Annotated in this window: 6 protein-coding genes and 1 pseudogene; 2 read left to right on the top strand and 5 right to left on the bottom strand. The window is 54.7% G+C overall.

Annotated features, from left to right (window positions below; all coding sequences use genetic code 11):
• The 3 genes and pseudogenes from QZ766_RS10225 to osmE form a co-directional block, all read right to left on the bottom strand.
• Positions 1-378, bottom strand: a pseudogene (locus tag QZ766_RS10225) (PTS N,N'-diacetylchitobiose transporter subunit IIC); the annotation flags it as partial.
• An 89-nt stretch (positions 379-467) separates the two neighbouring features.
• Positions 468-788 (bottom strand): PTS sugar transporter subunit IIB, encoded by a 321-nt coding sequence (locus QZ766_RS10220; RefSeq protein ID WP_297201149.1) that lies wholly within the window; start codon positions 786-788, stop codon positions 468-470.
• Positions 789-1056: 268 nt separating this feature from the next.
• The gene (gene osmE / locus QZ766_RS10215) at positions 1057-1425 is read right to left on the bottom strand and encodes an osmotically-inducible lipoprotein OsmE (RefSeq protein WP_297201146.1); all 369 of its coding nucleotides are present in this window, start codon (positions 1423-1425) and stop codon (positions 1057-1059) included.
• A gap of 204 nt (positions 1426-1629) precedes the next feature.
• Here osmE and nadE point away from each other — a divergent pair, with 204 nt between their 5' ends.
• A complete protein-coding gene (nadE, locus tag QZ766_RS10210) occupies positions 1630-2457 on the top strand; it encodes an ammonia-dependent NAD(+) synthetase (protein WP_297201143.1) in 828 nt (275 codons plus the stop codon).
• 82 nt (positions 2458-2539) lie between these two features.
• Positions 2540-3409 (top strand): excinuclease Cho, encoded by an 870-nt coding sequence (cho, locus tag QZ766_RS10205; RefSeq protein ID WP_297201141.1) that lies wholly within the window; start codon positions 2540-2542, stop codon positions 3407-3409.
• Between the two features lie 94 nt (positions 3410-3503).
• Here the strand turns inward: cho and spy are convergent, their stop codons facing one another.
• Positions 3504-3980, bottom strand: coding sequence for an ATP-independent periplasmic protein-refolding chaperone Spy (gene spy, locus QZ766_RS10200; protein WP_297201152.1), 477 nt, complete (start codon positions 3978-3980; stop codon positions 3504-3506).
• Between the two features lie 320 nt (positions 3981-4300).
• A partial coding sequence (locus tag QZ766_RS10195; protein WP_297201138.1) for a succinylglutamate desuccinylase/aspartoacylase family protein occupies positions 4301-4614 on the bottom strand: 314 nt, incomplete at its 5' end.

Here is a 4614-nt window from a genome sequence, read left to right as displayed (position 1 = left end):
CATAAAGGCGGCGATAGAGAGCAGGCCCGCCGCCATGGGATCCACTTTTCGTTCTTCCGCCAGCGCCATGCCAATAAAAAAAGGCGCCATCAGCGACATAATGCCCAACGTACCGTTGTACACGTTGCCGCCGATGGCTTTAAAACCATTCAGGGTCTCAATGGTCGAAGCATCTAAACGAATACCCATAGAGTAGAAAAAGGAGCCTTCGCCAAAACTCAAAAAAACGTTATTAATTAACACAAACATGGCCCCGGCGAGGGTCAGCGGCATGAGTTTAATAAAGCCGTTTTTAATCGCATTAACGTGCGGTTGTTTTCCTATTTTAACTGCAAAAGGAAGGAGTACCTTTTCAAGAGAGCTAATAACTTTACTCATAGAAAATACCCTTAAAATGCCGTAATCAATGATTACGGCGATAGTGTGTGAAATAACTCTTTGACGGGAAATTTTAAAATTTAAAAAAATTACTGCGCAGCGGACTTCTTAATAGCTGCTACGGCGGCTTTGAGCACGCCTAAACCATCGACCTTGCCATATAATACTGAGTCAATAACTTCAACCGGTTTATTAGGGAACAGGCGCTGGATCTCCGGCAGCATATAGGAGATTTGCGGCCCTAATAACAGCACGTCTGCCTGCGGGCCCTTTTCTGCTGCCAGCGTTTCCGGAAATGCTTCAATAATAACCGGCACTTCGTATTTCTCCGCCTGGGCGCGCATTTTCGAAACCAGCAGCGATGTCGACATGCCCGCAGAACAAAACAAATAGATATGTTTCTTTTCCATGTAAGCTTCCTCAATGAGCGTGGTGCGCCAGCGCCCGGATCGTTCCTGATGATTCCGGCCCACAGGCGACGGTAGTACGTGTGGTCTGCTGTTGATGAGGTGAGTATACGGCAACGCTTGGGGGCTGGATAATTCAGGGGGAATTGAAATTGTCTCTCATTGACCTTGGCTTATGACTACCTTCACATTTCGGCCAAATAATTCGCGCGGTTAAATAAGAAAACGGAAACAAAAAAAACCCGACCGGGCGGTCGGGTCAGGAATTCGCCTAGCGGAGCATATGTCCCGACTGGCTGGAATTCTGCGGCGCCTGAGGATCGGTGTCGTACTCGGCGCAGGTTTGATAACCGGAGTTAATGACATGGCCAGTATCGTCAAGCGCGACGAAATAGGTATCAATATTACCATTACGTTGACCCAGGATGTAGGTCTGGCAGGTTCCACGCGCGTGAACCAGGGACACTTCAGATGACGGGCGACCGGCAATCTGCTGTACCTGCTGGCGGGTCATGCCCTTTTTAACGTCTTTTACCACTGGCTGAGTAAACTGGTCTTTGGTGCGATCGTAAGCCGTACACCCTGCCAGCATGGTCAGCACTGCTGCTGCGCCTAACATTCCTGCGATATTCTTGTTCATATTCCGTCCTCTTTTTTATTTGTGTGCCATTAAGCCTGGAATACAATTCTTGATTTTTCAACCTGATGATTCCAGGCGAGTCACTTTCAGAGAATTCCTTAACCCCGGCGCAGCCTGCTTTTCCGGCATCCGGCGAGGCCCGCCTTGTCGTTTACATCACAAAGAGGTAGCTTTAGGACAAACCGCACACTTTGGGAGACAGACATGGCTTTGCAAGACGACATTATCGCCGCGCTGGGCGTCAAGCCGCAGATTAACAGTGAAGAAGAGATCCGCCGCAGCGTGGATTTTCTGAAATCGTATCTGCAAACCTTCCCCTTTATTAAATCGCTGGTGCTGGGCATTAGCGGAGGCCAGGACTCCACCCTTACCGGCAAGCTGTGCCAGATGGCTATCAGCGAATTGCGCCAGGAAAGCGGCGACAGCAGCCTGCAGTTTATTGCCGTGCGCCTGCCCTACGGTACACAGGCGGACGAACAGGACTGCCAGGACGCCATCGCCTTTATCAAGCCGGACCGGGTGCTGACCGTCAACATTAAAGGCGCTGTGCTTGCCAGCGAACAGGCCCTGCGCGACGCGGGCATTGAGCTCAGCGATTTTGTGCGCGGCAACGAAAAAGCCCGCGAGCGGATGAAAGCCCAGTACAGCATCGCCGGCATGACCAAAGGCGTGGTAGCGGGCACCGACCACGCGGCGGAAGCGGTGACCGGCTTCTTCACCAAATACGGCGACGGCGGCACCGACATTAACCCGATCTTCCGCCTCAACAAACGCCAGGGCAAACAGCTGCTGGCAACCCTTGGCTGCCCCCGCCACTTATATGAAAAAGCACCTACCGCCGATCTGGAAGACGATCGCCCTTCACTGCCCGATGAAGCCGCGCTCGGCGTCACCTATGAAAACATCGACGACTATCTGGAAGGCAAGACCGTGTCTGCCGAGGTGGCAAAAATCATCGAAGGCTGGTATCTGAAAACCGAGCACAAGCGTCGCCCACCGATCACGGTGTTTGACGACTTCTGGAAAAAGTAACCTCGCGCCCCGCCTGCCGGGGCGTTTTTCTTTTTATACCTTCCCGGCTATACTGTATGCATAACCAGCAACAGGAGAGCCCGTGGCTAAACGTTCTTCCGCCCCGCGTCTGTCGTTTGAAGCGGCGGCCATCTATGAATATCCCGAACATCTGCGCCCGTGGCTTGAAGCCCTGCCTTCCCGGCCGGGCGTCTATGTCTTTCACGGCGAGAGCGCAACCATGCCGCTGTACATCGGTAAAAGCGTCAATCTGCGCAGCCGGGTACTCTCCCACCTGCGCACGCCGGAAGAGGCCTCGATGCTGCGCCAGTCCCAGCGCATCACCTGGATCCGCACCGCCGGTGAGGTAGGCGCCCTGCTGCTGGAGGCCCGGATGATCAAAGAGCAGCAGCCGCTGTTTAACAAGCGCCTGCGCCGTAACCGCCAGCTCTGCTCGCTGCTGCTGCGGGACGGGCAGCCGCAGATTGTTTATGCCAAAGAGATCGATTTTTCCCGCCAGCCGGGGCTGCACGGCCTGTTTGCCAACCGCCGTGCGGCACTGCAGGCGCTGCAAACTATCGCCGACGAGCACCGGCTGTGCTACGGGCTGCTGGGGCTGGAGTCCGTGACCCGCGGGCGCGGCTGTTTTCGGTCAGCGCTGAAGCGCTGCGCCGGCGCGTGCTGCGGGAAAGAGAGCGTAGAGGATCACAACGCCAGGCTGCACGCGGCGCTGGCCCGGCTGCAGCTCACCTGCTGGCCCTGGCCGGACGCTATCGCGATTAAAGAAGAGAGTGCAGATCTAACGCAGTACCACATTATTCACAACTGGCTGTGGCTGGGCACCGTTGACAAGCTGGCTGATGCCGCCGCGCTCACCAGCCTGCCCGCGAGCTTCGATCACGACGGCTATAAAATTCTGTGCCGCCCGCTGCTCTCCGGCAGCGCCGAGGTAATCGATTTGAGCAGCCGTTAGCGACGGGCGGCAAAACAAAAAAGAAAACCGCCGGCCCTGCCCACGGCGTTATCGCGCATAGGCAAGACCGGCGGTCTTAAATCAGTGAACCGAATTATTCGGCTGCGGGCATCATTTTACCCGGGTGCGCCGGACGTTCTGTCAGACGCTTCTCAAAATTGGCATTAAACTGCTTTTTCTGTTCCGGGGTCAGAATGTTGTAAATCTTGTTCTGGGTCTCCATGCGGGAGAGCGCCATCTCTTTATGTTTTGCTTCTGCTTTATCGATCAGCGACTCGGCTTTGGCTTTATCAAAGGTATCGCTGGCAACCAGGCTGTGCATGGCGCGGGCTTCATCGGCGGAAGGCGGCGTCATTTTAGCGTGCTGCGCTTTCATTAAATCGCGGATCTGCTGCTTCTGGGCATCGGTCAGGTTGAGGTTGTTGAACATCATCTCGTGCGGTTTGCCCTTGTGATGCATCATCGGCGCTTTTTCAGGAGCTGCTGCGGTGGTGTCCGCCGCGTGGGCCAGGTTAGCGGCGCCCAGAGCCAGGGTAGAGGCAACAATCAGTGCAGTCATCTTTTTCATAATAATATCCTTTCGTGCAGTTATTTTTTTCGGCGCGTTGCCGCGTTGACGGAGTTAACTTTACGGAGTTTAACGTCAATAAATCAGAGCAAGCGTAAAACGGTGAAAGGGGAAAAGCGAAATTATAGGCAATTATGAAGAAAATAAGGAAAAACTGAGGAGAGTAGCAACAACTAATTAATAGCCAGCTGATTTTAAAGAGAATATGGAGGACTCTACCTGAACCGCGGCGATTAATAAAGCAGGCAACCAGAATTTTCTGCAAATATGCGTTCGAGTGGACATTACTCAATAGCCAACCGCGGCGCGGCCGGCTAAAATAATTATCCCGGCTCGCGTAACAGCATCAGCCCGGCCCTCAGTCCCGGCGCCACGTCCGGATTGGGGAACAGTACGTATTCTGCCTCCTCGCCTGTGTAATAGCGGCACTCGCCCTCCTCCGCCAGCAGCGTACCCGGCGCAAAGGCCGTGAAGTTGAGGGTTTGCGCGGACATGTGCAGCTGAAAATCCTGCCCGCGCCGCGTCAGCTGCTGTACCACGCGATAGCGCAGGGGCAGCGGCGCGCTGAGGCTTTCTCCCGCCAGCAGGCCCTCCAGCGCCCGGCGCGCGGCGGCAAACTGGCTTAAATCATTTTGAC

The sequence above is a fragment of the uncultured Pluralibacter sp. genome, assembly GCF_913775985.1.
GTDB lineage: Bacteria > Pseudomonadota > Gammaproteobacteria > Enterobacterales > Enterobacteriaceae > Pluralibacter.
The sequence above is the reverse complement of the archived record's forward strand: the minus strand, read 5'-3'. Positions and strand labels throughout refer to the sequence as shown.